Below are 16,887 nucleotides of genomic sequence, written 5' to 3' on the forward strand. Positions count from 1 at the left end.
AGGCCTACGCGCGTCCGTCCGACGACCGGTCCTGGACTACGCCGTGTTCTGCCGAGGCGGCCCAGCGGCGGATGTGCTGGTCGGGATGGGCCTGGGCCGTTGCGAGCGTGCTGGCGAACAGCTGGTGCAGGTGTGGCGGGTAAGCCGCGCGGGAGGTGGGCAGGTCCAGCAGGACGCGGTGACGCATCCGCAGATCGGTGGCCTCCGCGAACACCCTCATGGAGGCCTCCAGCCAGGCGCCCCTGATGTCCTGCGCTTCGTCCAGAGCGGGATCACGCACCCCACCGGGTCCGTACGCCGGGGACCGACCCGCGCGTAGAGGCACGTGGGCGCAGTACCAGGCCCGCACGGCACCCGCTCGCTCGGCATCCGTGCCGGACCGCAGATAGTCGACCAACGCCGCCATCACACGGCGGCGCCCGAACGCGTAGACCGCAGGCTCGACGAACCAGAGGCAGAAGCTGGGATCCGGGTCGTAGACGGCTGCCGCCATCAACGGGGCGAACAACTCCTCGGGCAGACTCGCACGTTCGAGGAGTGGCTTGCGCACCGCGAGGGCGAGGCGGCGGGCATGCCGGGCGTTCGGCTCGTCGGGGACTGGCGCCTCGGGGACGTCCTCCACACCCACCAGCCGAGCCACCTCAGTGACGCACCTCAGGAAGGAACCCGGTTCTCCGCCGTGCTGTTCGTCTTCGCCCACGACAACATTCTGGACCGGCTCGGCCGCCGTCGCCGAGGAGAACGGCGCCAACTAAGCTCCCGCCCATGAGTGAGGAAGACGGAGGCCCTGGCAGACGAGTCGTCGACGGGCGCTTCGAGTTGGAGGCCCGCCTCGGCGGCGGCGGGATGGGCATGGTCTGGCGGGCCCGAGACCTGGTGCTGCACCGGCTGGTCGCGATCAAAGAGGTCCGTCCGCCCGACCGGGACCTTGCCGAGTACGACCCCGAGGCCGCCAGGATGCTGCGTGAGCGGGTGCTGCGCGAGGCTCGGGCCCTGGCCCGGATCGACCACCCCAACGTCGTCACCATCCACCACATCGTCGACGGCGGCGAGGGCACCTACCCGTGGATCGTGATGGAGTTGGTCAGCGGCGGCTCGCTCGCCGACCGGCTGGCCCGCGGACCGATGTCCCCGGCCGAGGCGGCACGGATCGGCCGCGGGGTACTGGCCGCGCTGACCGCCGCGCACGACGCCGGAATCCAGCACCGTGACGTCAAGCCCGCCAACGTTCTGCTACGACGGGACGGGCGCCCCGTCCTCACCGACTTCGGCATCGCCGCGATCCGAGAGGCGACCAACCTCACCGCCACCGGCTCCATCATCGGCACCGCCGACTTCATGGCGCCGGAGCGGATCTCGGGTCACGAGGGCGGACCCGCCTCCGACCTGTGGTCACTGGCGATGATGCTGTACACCGCGGTGGAGGGCCACCATCCGCTGCGCCGGGGCACCACCGTGGCCACCCTCGCCGCGGTTCTGCACGAGGACGTACCGCCGCCGATGCGAGCCGGCGTTCTCGGCGACGTTCTGATGGGTGCCCTGGTCCGGGATCCGTCGGCGCGCCCGTCCGCCGCTGCCCTGGACCGACAGCTGGCCGTGGTCGAGTCGGCGCCGCCCGGCCCTACGCCTCCCCTCGACGAGCCCACCTCCTATCCGCTGCCCGCACCGTCCACACCCTCGGGCACCCCGTTCGGCGCCGCCCCGACACCAGCCACGGCCGGCCCGCCCGGATTCGGACCCCCGCCGGCTTTCCCCAACCCGGGGCCGACGGCGCCCCAATCGGTGATCACCTCTCCGCGCCCACCGCGCCGCCGCGCTTCCCGCCGCCCGCTCCTGCTGAGCGTCTCCGGAGCCTCGCTCGCCGGTGCCGGAGCTCTGCTGTGGTGGTTGCTCCCTCTGGACGGCGGCTCCGCCGACCTGCACACCGGCGGCTCCGCGCCCACCTCGGCGTCTGCGTCTGCTTCTGCGTCGGCCTCGACCTCGGCCTCGCCTTCCGCCACCTCGCAGGAGAAGCAGACGGCGGGCACGGACATGCTCACCCCGGACAACATCCGCATCGCCATCAAGGCGATCGAGGACGAGACCGGCCGGAAGAGGTTCGGCGACTTCTCCGTCTACCCGGAGTACGTGACAGCCCATGTGATGGTGGACGGCAGCGACATCGCATACGACACGTACGACTACCGTCCGGGCCGAGGCGTCGAGAAGAGCATCATCGACGGCACGTTGACGAGCGGCCAAAAGCCTTTCGCCGTCGAAAGCTTCGACTGGGACAGCATTCCCGCGCTCTTGGCGGAGGCGGAGAAGAAGCTGAACGTCAAGAATCCGGAGACGCGTTACGTGCTGGTGCGGCAACCCGACGTCTTCACCCCGTCGTTCGGACTGGCCGTCTACCTCAGCGACGACCACGGCCGTAGCGGCTACCTGGAGGCCGACGCCAAGGGCAAGGTGAGGGAGGTGCACCCGGCAGAGGACTGATCGCCTCCAGAGGTGTCAGTAGGTGAGCGCGTCCTCGGCGGAGCCGAAGAAGCTGGTGACCTGGCCGTCGTTGACCGTGACCGGGCCATCGTCGATCACCACGGTCGCCGGGGACTCGGCGGGGCTGAGGGAGACCTCGACCTTGTCCGCGCTCTTGCCGCCCGCGGTGTCGGCGCGCGAGAACATGATCCCGGCGTAGGCCTTCTCACCGGGCTTCAGGATCCAGTCCTCGCCGGCGGGGCCCGTGTGCTCAGCCGCTCCGTCGAGTCCCGGGATCGTGATCACCAGTTCGTCGGCCGGCAACAGACACGCCTCGCCGCTGCTGTTGGCCGCGGTCAGCAGCGCATGGTTGACGGGTCTGGAGGCGACGGTGACGTTGTAGGTCAGGTCGGTCGTCTCACACATGCCCACGCCTCCGTCCTGACCGTCCTCGGCATCGGGCTCCGAGGACGGGGTGCTGCCGCCGCTGCCGGAGGAAGCCCCGCTGTCGTCGCCGTCGCTGTCGTCGATCGGGTCGACCGTCTTGGGCGTTTCGGCGCCCCGGCTCGTGGCTGAGGCGGACGGGCTCGCTGAGGTGTCGGGGGCAGCCGCGTCCTTGTCCCCGTCGCTGTTGCAGGCGGTCAGTGCCATGACGCCGAGTGAGAGAGCGACGAGCACGGCGGCGGAGCGGCGTGAGCGAGCGGTGTGAGCCATGAGAAGTCCCCCGGGGAGTTGGAATGTCCCGGAGATCGTGCCTCACCGGAGGGCCGCAGCCGCTCGTCGGCACCGACAGAGATCTGTCTCCGAACAGGCTTGTGACATTGTGACGATGAAGAGGCCGGTGCGGACGCTGCGCGACGCCTGAGGGGTGGGACGGCGAGGTCGGGGTAACCGCGTTCGTACCAGGGCCTCGCCGTAGGGGCCTTGGCGTCGGCTGTTTCAGGAGGACGTCGTGGCAGGCATGTTGGACAGGATCAGGCGGTTCGGCCGGAGCCCGCAGGGGCGGCGTGCCGTGGAACAGGTGCGGCGTGCCTCGGCGGATCCCAGGCGTCGGGCTCAGGCACGGCAGTTGCTGGGCCGGCTGCGGGGACGGAGTCGCTGAGCGGACCACGCCGGTGCGTCGCGGAGGTTGGACGCGCGCGTCAGCGTCCGTGCGGCCCGCGGAGACAGGCGGCACGGACGCGTTGTCAGTGGTCGACGCAAGAATGCGTGTTGCAAGATCAACACCGGGCCCGGACGGGGCGCGCGGTGTCCGTTCCTCCCGCCGGAAAGGCCCTGCCGATGCCTCTCGCCCACGCTCCCTCCCTCGCGTCGGTCCCGGTCGGCACGTCCGCGGCCGACGTCCTGCGCCACGTGTCCGACTCCCGCACCCCGGTGTTCGTCACCGCGCACCCGGGCGGCCGGCTCCGCTACGGCTACTGGCGTGCGATCGACTCCGCCACGGGCCGGGGCGGCTGCTACGTCGCCCTGCCGACCGACGTCTGCGAGGAGCTGCGCTCGGCCGGGCGCATCACGCTGGGCGAGCCCGTCACCGACCCGGCCAAGACCACGTACCGGGTCAGCGCGTCCCGCCCGCAGGCGGGCGCGAGACGAGCACGCGAGTGCGCCGCATGAAGAACTGATCCCGGTCTCAGCGGCGTCGGCGCGCCCGCAGCACCACGTCGTCGGTGTGGTGGGCGCCCGCTCCCCCGTCGGGTGCCACCCGTGGCCGTTCTTCGTCCACCTCCACCTCCCAGTCGTCGTCGAACAGTTCGGCGACCATGGCGGGCCAGACGTAGTCGGCCGGGTCGAAGCCGCTGTCGTTCGCCGGCTGGGTGTGCATCCCCGCATGGTGTACGAGCAGCAGCACACCGCCGGGCGCGACAGCCGCCAGCAGCGCTCGCTCGGCCGCGGCGTCGGGGGTGCGCAGCAGGGCCGGGTACTGCGCCGAGACCAGGTCGAAGGAGGCGGGCGGGAGCGCTGCCTCGGTGAGTTCGGCGTGGACCCAGTGAACGGGCAGGCCGGCGTCCCGGGCGTGCCCGGCAGCTCGTTCCAGCGCCACGCCCGAGACCTCGAGCGCGGTCACGTCCCAGCCGTTGCGGGCCAGCCAGATGGCGTCCGCGCCTTCGCCGCACCCGACGTCGAGCACCCGCCCGGGTGTGAGCCCGGCGACCTCGGCCACAAGCGCACCGTTGGGCCGGCCGCTCCACAACTGTTGTCGATCGGCGTACCGGCCGTCCCACTCCGCCCGCACCGCGGGGTCTCCGAGATATCCGTCGGTGAGCGAGGGGACGCCGGACGCATGGGGTCCCGCTGCGATGTTGTCGGTCACGAGCCCACCGTCACCCACCATGTACCGGACTGCCAGCTCTGTTGCCGGTCCGGCAAAAAAGAAGGAAAAACGCTCGGCTGGGGAACCCCAGCCGAGCGTTTGTCCACACTGTGCGTGACTTGATCAGCTCACCTCGGTGATCCGCCACCGCTGGTTGGAGCCGGAGTTGGCCTGCCAGGTCGTGACGGCCGCGCCCTCGCTCGTGGCCTGGCCGCCGACCTCCAGGAGGCGTCCGGTGGCCTGGTTCACGAGGGTCCAGGTGCCGTCGCCCGTGGTGGACAGGATCCACTCCGTCGCCGGGTCCCGCTCACCGGTGTCGGCCTCGATCACCGGCACGTTGTCCCGGACGGCGAGCCGCTTGCCCTCGGCCGGGTTGGCGAAGACGTAGCGCGCGCGGTTGCTGCCCTTCTTGCCGTACTTCGCCTCCAGACGCCACTCCTGCGCGACCGTGGCGTTCGCCGAGTTGATGACGAGGTTGGTGCCGTTGGCGCCGACGGTGACCGCCTTGCCGCTCTGGACGCCGGTCAGCGTGTAGGACTTGCCCTTGCTGAACAGGCTCGCGTCCTTGGCGACGCCGGAGACGCCCTTGACGGCGAACGAGGTCACGGACTGCGCGGGGACGGTGAACGTCGCCTTGGAGTCGACGACCTTGACCGGGGCCTGCTTGACCAGCTTGCCGGCCGCGTCGGTGACGGTCGGGGTGACGATCGCGTCACGCTTGATCGTCTTGAACTTCGACAGGTCGATCGTCACCGCGCGAGGCGCGGTCGTGGAGTTGACGTGGACCAGCGAGGCGCCCTTGCCGTCCTTCGTCACCGCGGCGGCGCTGGAGGTGTCGTTCACCTTGATCAGGCGGTCGCCGGGCTTGATGAAGTGCGTGAAGTTACGGGCCGTGTCGAACTTCGTGTTCGTGTAGATCGGGCAGGACTTGAGGGTGTCGGCCGAGGTGCAGCTGAACGGGAGCTGGATGGAACCCCAGTTGCCGCCCTTGGCGGACTCGCCGCCCGGCTTCATGTTGTCGTAGTCCTCGACCGGCTGCCAGAACACCCAGGCCGTGGGCTCCAGTTCGCGCAGGTCGTTCACCATCTGCTGCGCCAGGCCGAGGCCCGGGCGCATGTCGGTGAAGCTCTGCCCGTCGCCCCAGTCGCCCTCGACCTCGCTCATCCACAGCGGCTTGTCGGCCGCCTTGGCCAGGTCGCGGACCGTGGTGCGCTGGCCGGTGCCGTAGGTGTGGACGTTCATCTGGTCGACGAGGTCCTTGGACGCCTGGGAGTAGGAGTTCCAGTTGGTCGCGAACAGACCGGGGTTGGTCTCGTCCATCGCCGATATCTCGGCCTTGACCTTGTCCTTCTTCAGCGCCGGTGCGAGTGCGGCCAGCACCTTCTCCTGCATCGCGGGCCCGATGTGCGCGCCCTCCTGGCGGCCGCCCACGGGCTCGCCGTTGGCGTCCAGGCGGGTGCCCCAGTAGCCGGTGTTCGGCTCGTTGAACGGGTCGACGGTGTCGACCTTGATGCCCTCGGCCTTCTCCAGGCGCTTCGTCGCACCGGACATGTAGGCGGCGAAGTCGTCGACCGAACTCTGCTTCAGCTGCTCGGCGTTGGCGTTGAACCCGCCCGAGACATAGCCGCTCTCGGTCATGAACCACGGCGGGGAGTTCGAGAACGTCTCCCAGTGGGTGATGTCCTTCTTGATGCGGTCGACCCACCAGCGCTGGGTGGCGTCCGCCTTGTTGTTCCAGTCGGCGGGGTCGTCGGCGCTCCACCAGTCGGTGTCGGTGCGGGTCGTGCCCGCCGGCGCCTTCCACCAGCCCTCGACCGCGCCACCGGCACGCAGATAGTCCTTCACGTCGGGGGCGTTGCCGCCGCCGATGTTGTAGCGCGCGATGTTCAGCGCCAGACCGTCGTCCCCGAAGAGGAGCTTGGCGAGCTTCTCGCGGATCTCCTTGGGGTAGTCGCCGGTGGCGTTGGCGAACCAGACCAGGCTGGTGCCCCAGCCCTCGAACTTCTCCTGCTTGTACGACGGATCGGGCTGCACGGTGACCGACGCGGTGACCGTGTCGGCCTGCGCGAGCGGCGCGGGGACGGAGAGCAGTGCCGCTCCGGTCGCCAGCGCGGTCATCGACGCGGCCCCGAGGAGCCGTCTGCTGCGGGTGAGTCCTGCCATCGTGTGCTCCCAGCTTCATAGGTGGAAACGCTGCGGTGGTCCCTCCCGCAGGAAGTACGGGGAGGGGGTGCCCCCGGGCGGGCCATGTTCCGCCCGGGGAGACAGAGGTGGGGGAGTGGTCAGGTCAGCGGTCGGCGCACCACGGCGACCTCGCGCGGCCCGAGGACGAGCCCTTCGTCGCCGTCCGTGCCGTAGAGCACGTCGCCGGTGAACCCGGGCAGTGGCACGGTGTCGTCGGTCCGGTTCACCAGGAACAGGAACCGAGCGTCAGTGCCCTTGCGGACGACCAGTTCGACGCGTCCGCGTGCCTCGGCCGGGAGCTCGCTCGTCACGCCGGCCGGTTCGAGCAGTCGCGGCAACAGTGCGGTGAGCCCCGCGACGCCGAGCCGCGTGGAGACGTACGACGCCGAACCGGCTTCTGTCGTACGGCGGGTCAGGGCCGGCCGTCCGGCCTGGTTGCCGGAGTCGTAGCGGGCGAGGACCTCGGTCCGGTCGTCGGCGAGGGTGATGCGGTCGGTCCACAGGGTGCCGGTCGAGCCGTCGTCCAGGGACACCGACTCCTCCGCGAGCAACGGGCCGAACTCCTCGACGCGGATGCCGAGCAGGTCGCGCAGGGCGCCGGGGTAGCCGCCGAGCCAGACGTGGTCGTTCTGATCGACGACGCCGGAGAAGTAGGTGGTGATCAGGTGGCCGCCCTGCTCGGCGTAGCGGGTGAGCTCCTTGGCGAGTTCCGCCGGGATCACGTGCAGGACCGGCGCGATCAGCACGTCGTAGCGCGCGAAGTCGCTCCTGGTGGTGATCAGGTCGGCGCGGACGCCGAGGGCGAGGAGCGCCGAGTACCAGTCCAGGCCTTCCTGGCGGTAGTTGAGCAGGGAGGTGGGATGGGAGTCCTGCTCGCTCGCCCACCAGGAGTCCCAGTCGAAGACGATCCCGACCTTCGCGCTCTCCCGGGTCGAACCGGCCACCGGGGCCAGGGACTTGAGGGTGGCGCCGAGTTCGGCGACCGCGCGGAACAGCTCGCTGTCGGCGCCGGCGTGCGGGACCATCGCCGAGTGGTACTTCTCGGCGCCGGCCGCCGACTGCCGCCACTGGAAGTAGCAGACGGCGTCCGCGCCGTGCGCCACGTGCAGCAGTGAGTCCCGGGCCAGCTCGCCCGGCCGCTTGGCGACGTTGACCGGCTGCCAGTTGACGGCGCTGGTGGAGTGCTCCATCAGGAACCACGGCCGGCCGCCCGCGATGCCGCTGGTGAGGTTCGCGGAGAAGGACAGTTCGTCGCGGGACTGCGGGCCGGGCAGGACGTAGTGGTCGTTGGAGACGAAGTCGATCTCCTCGGCCCAGTCCGCGTAGTTCATGCCCTTGGTCTCGCCCATCACCATGAAGTTGGTGGTGACCGGGACGTCCGGAGTGATCTCCTTGAGGAGGTCCCGCTCGGCGCGCAGGTAGTCCTTCAGGGCGTCGGAGGAGAAGCGCTTGAAGTCCAGCTGCTGGGTCGGGTTCGGGTGCGAGGCCGCCAGTCGCGGGGGCAGGATCTGCTCCCAGTCGCTGTAGCGCTGCGACCAGAACGCCGTGCCCCAGGCGTGGTTGAGGGTCTCCACGGTGCCGTAGCGGGCGCGCAGCCAGTCGCGGAAGGCACGGGCCGCGTCGTCGGAGTAGTCGTAGACGTTGTGGCAGCCCAGCTCGTTGGAGACATGCCAGGCGACGAGCGCGGGGTGGTCGGCGTAGCGGGTGGCCATCTCGCGGACCAGGCGCAGGGCGTGCTCGCGGAAGACCGGGGAGGTGGGCCGCCAGTGCTGGCGGGCGCCCGGCCACAGGGTCTCGCCGGTCGCGGTGACCGGCAGGATCTCCGGGTGGGCCGTGGTCAGCCACGGCGGCGGGGAGGCGGTGGCGGTCGCCAGGTCGACGCCGATGCCGCCGGCGTGCAGCAGGTCCATGACCTCGTCGAGCCAGCCGAAGTCCCACTCGTCGGCGGTCGGCTGGAGCCGGGCCCACGAGAAGATCGCCACGGAGACGATGGTGACACCGGCCTCCCGCATCAGCCGGACGTCCTCCTGCCACACCTCCCGGGGCCACTGCTCGGGGTTGTAGTCGGCGCCGAAGGCGAGACGCGGGGCGGGGTCACCGTCCGTCCCGCTGCCGCGGGAGTGGAGGGTGGAGATCATGGTGGTCCTTCCGAAAGGGTGGTGCACGGGGGCGGCGCGGCGTGGTGCCGCGCCGCCCGGCGTTTCGAGCTGTGGTGCGGGCTACTTCTCGATGGTGAAGCCCTGCTCCTCGCCGTACTTGACCGACGCGTCCTGCCAGGCCTTCAGCCCCTCGGCGAGCGTGGTCTTGGAGACGTAGGCCTTGCCGACCGTGTCGTTGAAGATCGAGTTGGCGTACGGCTGGAAGGGCAGGTAGGACCAGTTGCTGGCCACGTTCGCGGCGGACTCGGCGAAGATCTTGTTGGCTTCCTGGCCGTCGAAGTAGTCGAACTTCTTGCTCTGGAAGTCGGGCGAGTCCAGCTCCGCCTTGGTGGCGGGGAAGGCGCCTTCGGAGACACGGGTGGCGACACCGTCACCGGCGTTGGCGTACTCGGCGAAGGCGTAGGCGAGGGCCTTGTTCTTGGCCAGTGCCGGGACGGTCAGCGAGGAGCCGCCGTTCTCCGCGCTCGCCTTGTCACCCTTGGTCCAGGCCGGCATCGCGGCGGCGCGCCACTGGCCCTTGGCACCGGCGACGCCGGTCTCGAAGTTGGCGGGCATCCAGGCGCCGGTGGTCAGGGTGGCGATGGAGCCGTCGCCCAGGCCCTTGTACCAGTCGTCGGTCCAGCCGTTGATCGGGGCGAGGAGCTTCTCGTCGATCAGCTTCTGCCAGACGGTCTCGAACTTCTTGGCGCCCGCGTCGTCGAAGTTGATGCCGACCTTGGTGCCGTCGACCTTGTAGGGGCGCGAACCGGCCTGCCACAGCATGGAGGTGGTGAAGCCCGCGTCACCGGCGTCGTTGGCGATGTACGCCTTCGGGTCGGCCTTGTGCAGCTTGCGGGCCGCGTCCAGGTACTCGTCCCAGGTGGTCGGGACGGCGATCTTGTACTTGTCGAAGACCTTCTTGTTGTAGAACATCGCCATCGGGCCCGAGTCCATCGGCAGGCCGTAGACCTTGTCGCCGTCGCTGACCGCGTTCCACGGGCCGGCCGTGTACTTGGAGGCGAGCTTGTCGGCGCCGTAGGGGGCCAGGTCGGACAGGCCCTTGGTGAGGGAGTACTGGCCGAGCGCGAAGTACTCGACCTGGGCGACGTCGGGGACGCCCTTGCCGGCCGAGATGGCGTTGGACAGCGCGGTGTAGTGCTTGTCGCCGGAGCGCTCGCTGACCAGGTTGACCTTGACCTTCGGGTACTTCTTCTGGAAGTCGGCGGCCACGGTCTTCAGGGTGGGCTCCCAGGCCCAGACCGTGATGTCGCCGCCCTTGTCCAGGGCCGCCTTGATGTCCGCGGCGGAGACGGCCTTGGTGTCGGAGCCGTCGTCGTCCGAGCCGCCGCAGGCCGTGAGGCCGAGGGCGAGGGTGGAGACAAGGGCGATGCCGCGCAGGAGGCGGCTCGTTGTCTGGCGCATGGAGGTGCTTCCACTTCTGCGTGGGTGGGACAGGTGAGGGTGGGGGTCGTGCTGGTGGTGCTCAATTGGGGGGCTTGTGGGCGCCGTCCGCGTCACTCCTTGACGCTTCCGGCGGCGAGTCCGGACTGCCAGTACTTCTGGAGGAACAGGAACGCGGCGATCAGCGGGATGATCGTGAGCAGCGAGCCCGTGATCACCAGGTTGAAGATCACCTCGCCGCCGATGGTCTGCGCCTGCGAGCTCCAGGCGCTCAGACCCAGGGTCAGCGGGTACCAGTCCGGGTCCTTCAGCATGATCAGCGGAAGGAAGTAGTTGTTCCAGGTGGCGACCGTGGTGAACAGCAGCACGGTCACGATTCCCGGGGCCAGCAGCGGCAGTGCCACTTGGAAGAAGGTCCGCACCTCGCTCGCCCCGTCCATCCGGGCCGCTTCGAGCAGCTCGGTCGGGATCGCCTCGGCGGCGAACACCCACATCAGGTAGAGGCCGAACGGCGAGACCAGTGACGGGATGATCACCGCCCAGGGGGTGTCGGTGAGTCCCATCTTGCTGAACATCAGGAAGGTGGGCACCGCGAGGGCCGTACCCGGCACGGCGACCGCGCCGATGACGACGGCGAAGATCCCGCGCTTGCCGGGGAAGTCGAACTTCGCCAGCGCGTAGCCGCCCAGCACCGCCAGCAGCGTCGCGCCGCCCGCGCCGAGCACCACGTACAGCAGGGTGTTCAGCAGCCAGCGGCCGAAGATGCCGTCGTGGTAGGTGAAGGTGTCCCGGATGTTGTCCCACAGGGCGAAGTCATGGGCGAACCACAGTCCGTTGGAGTCGCCCAGACCCGCCTGGGTCTTGGTGGAGTTGATGAGCAGCCAGATCAGCGGCACCACGGTGTAGAGGACCATCAGGGCCATCAGCACCGTCAGCAGCACACTGCGCTTCGTCTTGCCCGGCGTGTGCTTCTTACGGGGGGTCCGCAGCCTGGGGGTGGTGTTCTTCGCGGGGGGAGCGGTGACAGAGGTGGTCATCGGGTCACGCTCCCTTGCGCATGCCGCGCAGCTGGACGGCGTAAGCGACGATCATCGTGATGACGCCCATGATGATGGCCACCGTCGCGGAGTAGTTGTGCTGCTGGCCGTTGAAGGACAGCGAGTAGGTGTAGAAGTTCGGCGTGTAGTCCGTGGTGATGGAGTTCAGCGCCAGCGGACGCAGGATGCTCGGCTCGTTGAAGAGCTGGAAGCTGCCGATGATCGAGAAGATCGTGGCGATGACGATGGCGCCCCGGATCGCGGGGAGCTTGATCGAGCTGATGATCCGCCACTGTCCGGCGCCGTCGATCTCCGCCGCCTCGTACAGGGAGGTCGGGATGACGCGCAGCGCGGAGTAGAAGATCAGCATGTTGTAGCCGACGAACTCCCAGGTCACGATGTTGCCGATGGAGGCGAGGACCCAGTCGGGGGAGAGCAGGTTGGGCAGTGAGGTGCCGAACGCCTCGTTGATGTCGCCCACCAGGCCGTACTTGGTGCCGTACATGAAGCCCCACATCAGGGTGGCGACCACGGCGGGCACGGCGTACGGCAGGAAGATCGTGATGCGGAAGAAGCTCTTGCCGTAGAGGCGGCCGCTGTCCAGCGCCAGTGCCACCAGCAGGGCGATGCCCAGCATGATCGGCACCTGGATCGCCAGGAAGAGGCCCACCCGGCCGACGGCCGCCCAGAACTGGTCGTCCTTGAGCGCCTGCGTGTAGTTGTCCAGGCCGACGAACTGGTTGCCGCCGATGAGCTGGTTGCGGAAGAGACTCAGATAGATCGAGTACGCGATCGGCGCGAGGAAGACGAGCGCGAACACCGCCACGAACGGGCCGATGAACCCCCACCCCGTCCAGGAGCGTCGGTCCCGTTTCGCCGGAGGCGGTGCCGGGCGCGGCTCGGCGGCGGCCGGCGGTTGCAGCGTTGTCATGATCGTTCCTCGCTCGTTCACTCATGGAACCCGCGCCCCGCACGGATTTCCCCGTTACGGAGCGGCCGTGATGTTTACGCAAACATCAAGCCTCAAAAAAAGAGACCTGAGCTGTTATGTTTACGTAAACATCCGATGGCGGCATGTCTACACTCCTCCGATGACACAGGTCAAGGGTCCCCCTGGAGGATCGTGACCCAAGCGATGCACAGACAGGCAGGGGGTAAGAAAATGGACACGACACACGACTCGCCGACGCAGGCGCCCACACCTGCGGTGACCGGCGGACGGCGCACCCCCGGACCGGCCCGCCCCTCGGCCTCGATGGCCGACGTGGCGCGGCTGGCCGGTGTGTCGTCCCAGACCGTCTCCCGCGTGTCGAACGGCTACGCCGGCGTCAACGAAGAGACCCGCCGTCAGGTCCTCGCCGCCATGCGGGAGCTGGGCTACCGCCCCAACAGCGCCGCCCGCGCCCTCAAGCGCGGCGAGTTCCGCACCCTGGGCGTGATCACCTTCACCCTCTCCACGACCGGCAATGTCCGCACCCTGGAGGCGATCGCCACCGCCGCGGCCGCCGAGGGATACGCGGTGACCCTGCTGCCGGTCGCCGTCCCCACCCAGGACGAGGTGCGCGGCGCCTTCTCCCGCCTGGAGGAACTCGCCGTCGACGCGGTGATCGTCATCATGGAGGTGCACCTCCTGGACGCCGCCACCATCAACATGCCACCCCGGGTCCAGGTGGTCGTCGCCGACTCCGACGCGGGCGAACGGTATACGGTCGTCGACACCGACCAGGTCGGCGGCTCCCGCGCGGCCGTCCAGTACCTCCTCGGGCTCGGCCACGACACGGTCTGGCACCTCGCCGGCCCCGAGGGCTCCTACGCCGCCCAGCGCCGCACCGACGCCTGGCAGAGCACGCTCACCGACGCGGGCCGCCGGGTACCGCCCCTGGTGCGGGGCGACTGGTCGGCGGAGTCCGGCTACCGGGCGGGCCTGGAACTGGCCGCGCGCGAGGACTGCACGGCCGTCTTCACGGCCAACGACCAGATGGCACTGGGACTGCTGCGCGCCCTGCACGAACGCGGCCGGCGCGTCCCCGAGGACGTCAGCGTCATCGGCTTCGACGACATCGCCGAGGCCTCGTCCTTCCTGCCGCCCCTGACGACCGTCCACCAGGACTTCGCCGAGGTCGGCCGCCTCTGCGTCCAGGCGGTCCTGCGCAAGATGCGCCACGACGACGCGTCCCACGGCACCACCCTCGTGCCGACCCGCCTGACGATCCGCGAGAGCACGGCGGCGCCGAGGGCACGCTGAGAGACGGCCGGAGGGCGCCGATCGATGCCCTCGCAGGTATGGCGCGCCGCGGGGCTCGGCGGCGGCTGTGCGGCGCGGCCGCCCAGGGGCACGACCTACGACTCGGCCGTCCGGGAAGGGCCTTGCGTTGCCGCGGCTGCTGGGCCGTGCGGCGAGGCGACTGATGATCTGGGGGCGTCTCACCTTGGGCCGCAACGCCTTCGATCGGCGCGCCCGGGGGGATACCCCCTGACCCGCGCTGGAGTTGTCCCCACCCGCGAATCGGCTGCCAGCCCGAGTGACCCCGGAGCGGCGCCTGCCTAGCGTTGTGGCGCATGGCACCCTCCCGCATCACCTCCGAACTGGGCAGACGTACCGGCGTGGTGGCCCTGTTAACGGCCCTCGTCGTGTCCGTCGCTCCGGCTGCCGCCCAGTCGCCCACCGCCCGGCAGCACGCCGGGTGCGGACCACACGAGGAACTGCGTCAGGCACTGCGCACGCTCACCGACCGCGACCGGATCACCGGCGCCGCCGTCCTGATCACCGACACCGCCAAGGACGCGCCCTGCCGGACCCGGACCGCGACCGCCGGGACGGCCGACCTCGGCACGGGCCGTCCCATGGACGCCGGCGACCGGTTGCGGGCCGGCAGCGTCACCAAGACGTTCACCGCGACGGTCGTGCTCCAACTCGCCGCCGAGCACCGCATCGCGCTGGACGCCCCCGTCGACCGCTACCTGCCCGGTCTGATCCGCCACAACGGCTACGACGGCCGCCGGATCACCGTACGGCAGCTGCTGCGGCACACCAGCGGACTGCCCGACTACCTCGACGCCCCCGAGTGGGAGCACCCCGAACTCCTCCGGTACCGCCACTTCGAACCGCGAGACCTCGTCGCCCGCGCCCTCGACCTGCCACGGCCGCCGACACCGTGGCACTACGCCACCACCAACTACCTCCTCGCGGGCCTGATCATCCGTGAGGTCACCGGCCACGCTCCGGAGACGGAGATCACCCGCCGCGTGATCCGGCCCCTCGGGTTGCGCGACACGTACTGGCCCGAGGACGACACGCACATCCACGGACCGCACTCGCGCAGCTACTTCACCGCCGAGGGCGGCCGCCTCGTCGACGGCACCGCCTGGAACACGACGTTCGGCGGGGTCGGCGGCGCCCTGGTCTCCACACCCGCCGACCTGACCCGGTTCAGCACCGCACTGCTCGGCGGCCGTCTGCTGCCCGCGGACCAACTGGCCGACATGCGGCGGACGGTGGCCGCCGACCCCGACCGGCTGTGGCCCGGCGCCCGCTACGGGCTCGGCCTGATCTCCTCCCCGCTGCGCTGCGGCGGCCTGTGGTGGGGCCATGCGGGGACCGTGCCGGGAGGCCACCGGGCGTTCACCGCCGTAGGTCCCGACGGGCGCGGCGTCGCCGTCGCGCTCAACAAGGTGCCGGACTCGCTCCTGGCCGAACAGGACTTCCTCGACCTGATCCAGACCGCCTTCTGCGAAGAGCGGCCTGCCCAAGCAACAGACCCGACAGAAGGGCAACATCAGTGATCCGCTTACCCCGCTCGCAGCAGGGCTCCGCGCATACGGCGACAAAGGCCGCGCTGAGCCTCACCGCCGCCACCGCGCTCGCCCTCACGGCACTGCCCGCCACGGCCCTCCCGGCCCGGGCGGTCGCCGACCCCCTCGCCCGCTACCACCACCAGCACCTGGACTGGAAGAGCTGCGTGCTCGGCCCGGACGACACGACCGGCAAGGAACTTGAGCAGGCGGGCGCCCGATGTGCCGACGTGAGGGTGCCGTTGGACTACAGCGATCCCGACGGCCGTACGATCACCGTCGCGATCTCCAGGATCCGCGCCACCGACACCACCCACCGCGTCGGCCCGCTGCTCCTCAACGGCGGTGGCCCCGGCGGGCAGACGCTCGGTGACCCGCCCTGGGTGCGCCAGGCGATGAAGGACGTCGGCGCACGCTACGACGTGGTGGGCGTGGACCCCCGCTTCGTCGGCCGCAGCACCCCGCTGGACTGCCAGTGGCCGACCGGCTCCGCGTTCCGCGGTGCGGGCGTCGACCGCGCCGGCTTCGACCGCGTGGCGGCGTTCTCCAAGGACCTCGCCCAGCGCTGCCGACAGCACGCGGGAGATGTGCTGCCGTACGTCACCACCCGGAACACCGCGCGCGACCTGGACGTCATCCGCGCCGCGCTCGGTGAGAAGCGGATCTCCTACCTGGGCTACTCGTACGGCAGTTACCTGGGCGAGGTGTACACCACGATGTTCCCCGGCCGCACCGACCGGGTCGTCCTGGACGGTGTCATCGACCCGGACCAGTACGGCCCCAGGCTGCTGCGGGACACCGGGAAGGCAAACCGCCACGCACTGCGAGGCTGGGCGACATGGGCCGCGGCCCACGACGCGACCTACGGCCTGGGCCGTACCCGTGGAGCGGTACTGGCGGCCGTGGACCGCGTGCAGGCGGCCGCCGCCCGTACACCCCTGCGGATCGGAGCGCACCGGGTGGACGAGCACGCGGTTCCCCTCGTCGTCTTCAACGGCCTCTCCCAGGACAACGACTCCGCCTACGCTGACTTCGCGCAGGGGATACGGGACTTGGTGCGCGCCTCGGACGGGCACCGGGTCACCCCGTCCCCGTGGCTCGCCGACGTCCTCGACTTCATGCTGACCGGAGCCGACTCCCACTACGGCAGCGTCCAGATGGCCATCGTGTGCGGCGACGTCGCCGCCCCGCGTGATCCGGAGGTCTACTGGCGCGACATCCAGCGCGCCCGCGCGCAAGACGCCCTGTTCGGCCCTGTCACGAACAACCTCAACCCCTGCGCCTTCTGGAACCCGCCCCGCGAGCGCCCCACCACCATCAGGGACGACGCCCCCGCCCTGCTCGTCAACGCCACCGGAGACCCGCGCACCACCTACGAGGGCGCCACAGCCGCACGCCGCATGTGGCCCTCCTCCCGACTGGTCACCCTGCGAGGCGCCGACCAGCACGCGGTGTACGGCGTCTCTGGCACCCCGTGCGTCGACGACACCGTCAACGCCTACCTCGCCACCGGCCGCCTCCCGGCCGCGGACGTCACCTGCGTAGCGCGTACACGGTGAACGCCGGG

Annotated in this window: 13 protein-coding genes; 5 read left to right on the forward strand and 8 right to left on the reverse strand. The window is 70.1% G+C overall.

The genetic code is table 11. From position 1 onward, the window contains the following. Window positions 1–4: 4 nt before the first annotated feature. Window positions 5–640: a hypothetical protein gene (locus ABKA17_RS22950; protein ID WP_353694055.1), complete on the reverse strand. Its 636-nt coding sequence runs from the start codon at window positions 638–640 to the stop codon at window positions 5–7. 125 nt (window positions 641–765) lie between these two features. Between ABKA17_RS22950 and ABKA17_RS22955 the strand changes: the two genes are divergently transcribed. After that, the gene (locus ABKA17_RS22955) at window positions 766–2,478 is read left to right on the forward strand and encodes a serine/threonine-protein kinase (RefSeq protein ID WP_353694056.1); all 1,713 of its coding nucleotides are present in this window, start codon (window positions 766–768) and stop codon (window positions 2,476–2,478) included. Window positions 2,479–2,493: 15 nt separating this feature from the next. On the opposite strand, the gene ABKA17_RS22960 is transcribed toward ABKA17_RS22955, so the two are convergent. Next, complete coding sequence (locus ABKA17_RS22960; RefSeq protein ID WP_353694057.1) at window positions 2,494–3,171, reverse strand: DUF4232 domain-containing protein; 678 nt, start codon at window positions 3,169–3,171, stop codon at window positions 2,494–2,496. A 534-nt stretch (window positions 3,172–3,705) separates the two neighbouring features. Here ABKA17_RS22960 and ABKA17_RS22965 point away from each other — a divergent pair. Next, window positions 3,706–4,071 carry a hypothetical protein gene (locus ABKA17_RS22965; RefSeq protein WP_353694058.1) on the forward strand — a complete coding sequence of 122 codons (366 nt, stop codon included), beginning with the start codon at window positions 3,706–3,708 and terminating at the stop codon, window positions 4,069–4,071. A 16-nt stretch (window positions 4,072–4,087) separates the two neighbouring features. Here the strand turns inward: ABKA17_RS22965 and ABKA17_RS22970 are convergent, their stop codons facing one another. From ABKA17_RS22970 to ABKA17_RS22995, 6 genes are all read right to left on the reverse strand, one after another. Beyond that, on the reverse strand, window positions 4,088–4,768 hold the full coding sequence (locus ABKA17_RS22970) for a class I SAM-dependent methyltransferase (protein WP_353694059.1): 681 nt from the start codon (window positions 4,766–4,768) through the stop codon (window positions 4,088–4,090). A gap of 123 nt (window positions 4,769–4,891) precedes the next feature. Then, window positions 4,892–6,931, reverse strand: coding sequence for a glycoside hydrolase (locus ABKA17_RS22975; protein WP_353694060.1), 2,040 nt, complete (start codon window positions 6,929–6,931; stop codon window positions 4,892–4,894). Between the two features lie 119 nt (window positions 6,932–7,050). Further along, window positions 7,051–9,090 carry a beta-galactosidase gene (locus ABKA17_RS22980; protein ID WP_353694061.1) on the reverse strand — a complete coding sequence of 680 codons (2,040 nt, stop codon included), beginning with the start codon at window positions 9,088–9,090 and terminating at the stop codon, window positions 7,051–7,053. Between the two features lie 81 nt (window positions 9,091–9,171). Then, window positions 9,172–10,512, reverse strand: a complete 1,341-nt coding sequence (locus ABKA17_RS22985; protein ID WP_353694062.1) for an ABC transporter substrate-binding protein — start codon at window positions 10,510–10,512, stop codon at window positions 9,172–9,174. A gap of 92 nt (window positions 10,513–10,604) precedes the next feature. Further along, window positions 10,605–11,528 (reverse strand): carbohydrate ABC transporter permease, encoded by a 924-nt coding sequence (locus ABKA17_RS22990; RefSeq protein ID WP_353694063.1) that lies wholly within the window; start codon window positions 11,526–11,528, stop codon window positions 10,605–10,607. A 4-nt stretch (window positions 11,529–11,532) separates the two neighbouring features. Next, window positions 11,533–12,459, reverse strand: coding sequence for a carbohydrate ABC transporter permease (locus ABKA17_RS22995; RefSeq protein ID WP_353694064.1), 927 nt, complete (start codon window positions 12,457–12,459; stop codon window positions 11,533–11,535). A gap of 231 nt (window positions 12,460–12,690) precedes the next feature. Between ABKA17_RS22995 and ABKA17_RS23000 the strand changes: the two genes are divergently transcribed. The 3 genes from ABKA17_RS23000 to ABKA17_RS23010 all read left to right on the forward strand — a co-directional run bounded on the left by ABKA17_RS23000 (window position 12,691) and on the right by ABKA17_RS23010 (window position 16,879). After that, a complete protein-coding gene (locus tag ABKA17_RS23000; protein ID WP_353694065.1) occupies window positions 12,691–13,773 on the forward strand; it encodes a LacI family DNA-binding transcriptional regulator in 1,083 nt (360 codons plus the stop codon). Window positions 13,774–14,087: 314 nt separating this feature from the next. Continuing rightward, window positions 14,088–15,311, forward strand: a complete 1,224-nt coding sequence (locus tag ABKA17_RS23005) for a serine hydrolase domain-containing protein (RefSeq protein ID WP_353694066.1) — start codon at window positions 14,088–14,090, stop codon at window positions 15,309–15,311. Next, window positions 15,308–16,879 (forward strand): alpha/beta hydrolase, encoded by a 1,572-nt coding sequence (locus ABKA17_RS23010; protein WP_353694067.1) that lies wholly within the window; start codon window positions 15,308–15,310, stop codon window positions 16,877–16,879. Before ABKA17_RS23005 ends, ABKA17_RS23010 begins: the two co-directional genes overlap by 4 nt. Window positions 16,880–16,887: the final 8 nt, after the last annotated feature.

Source organism: Streptomyces sp. RG80 (assembly GCF_040446465.1).
In the GTDB taxonomy this organism is placed as follows: domain Bacteria; phylum Actinomycetota; class Actinomycetes; order Streptomycetales; family Streptomycetaceae; genus Streptomyces.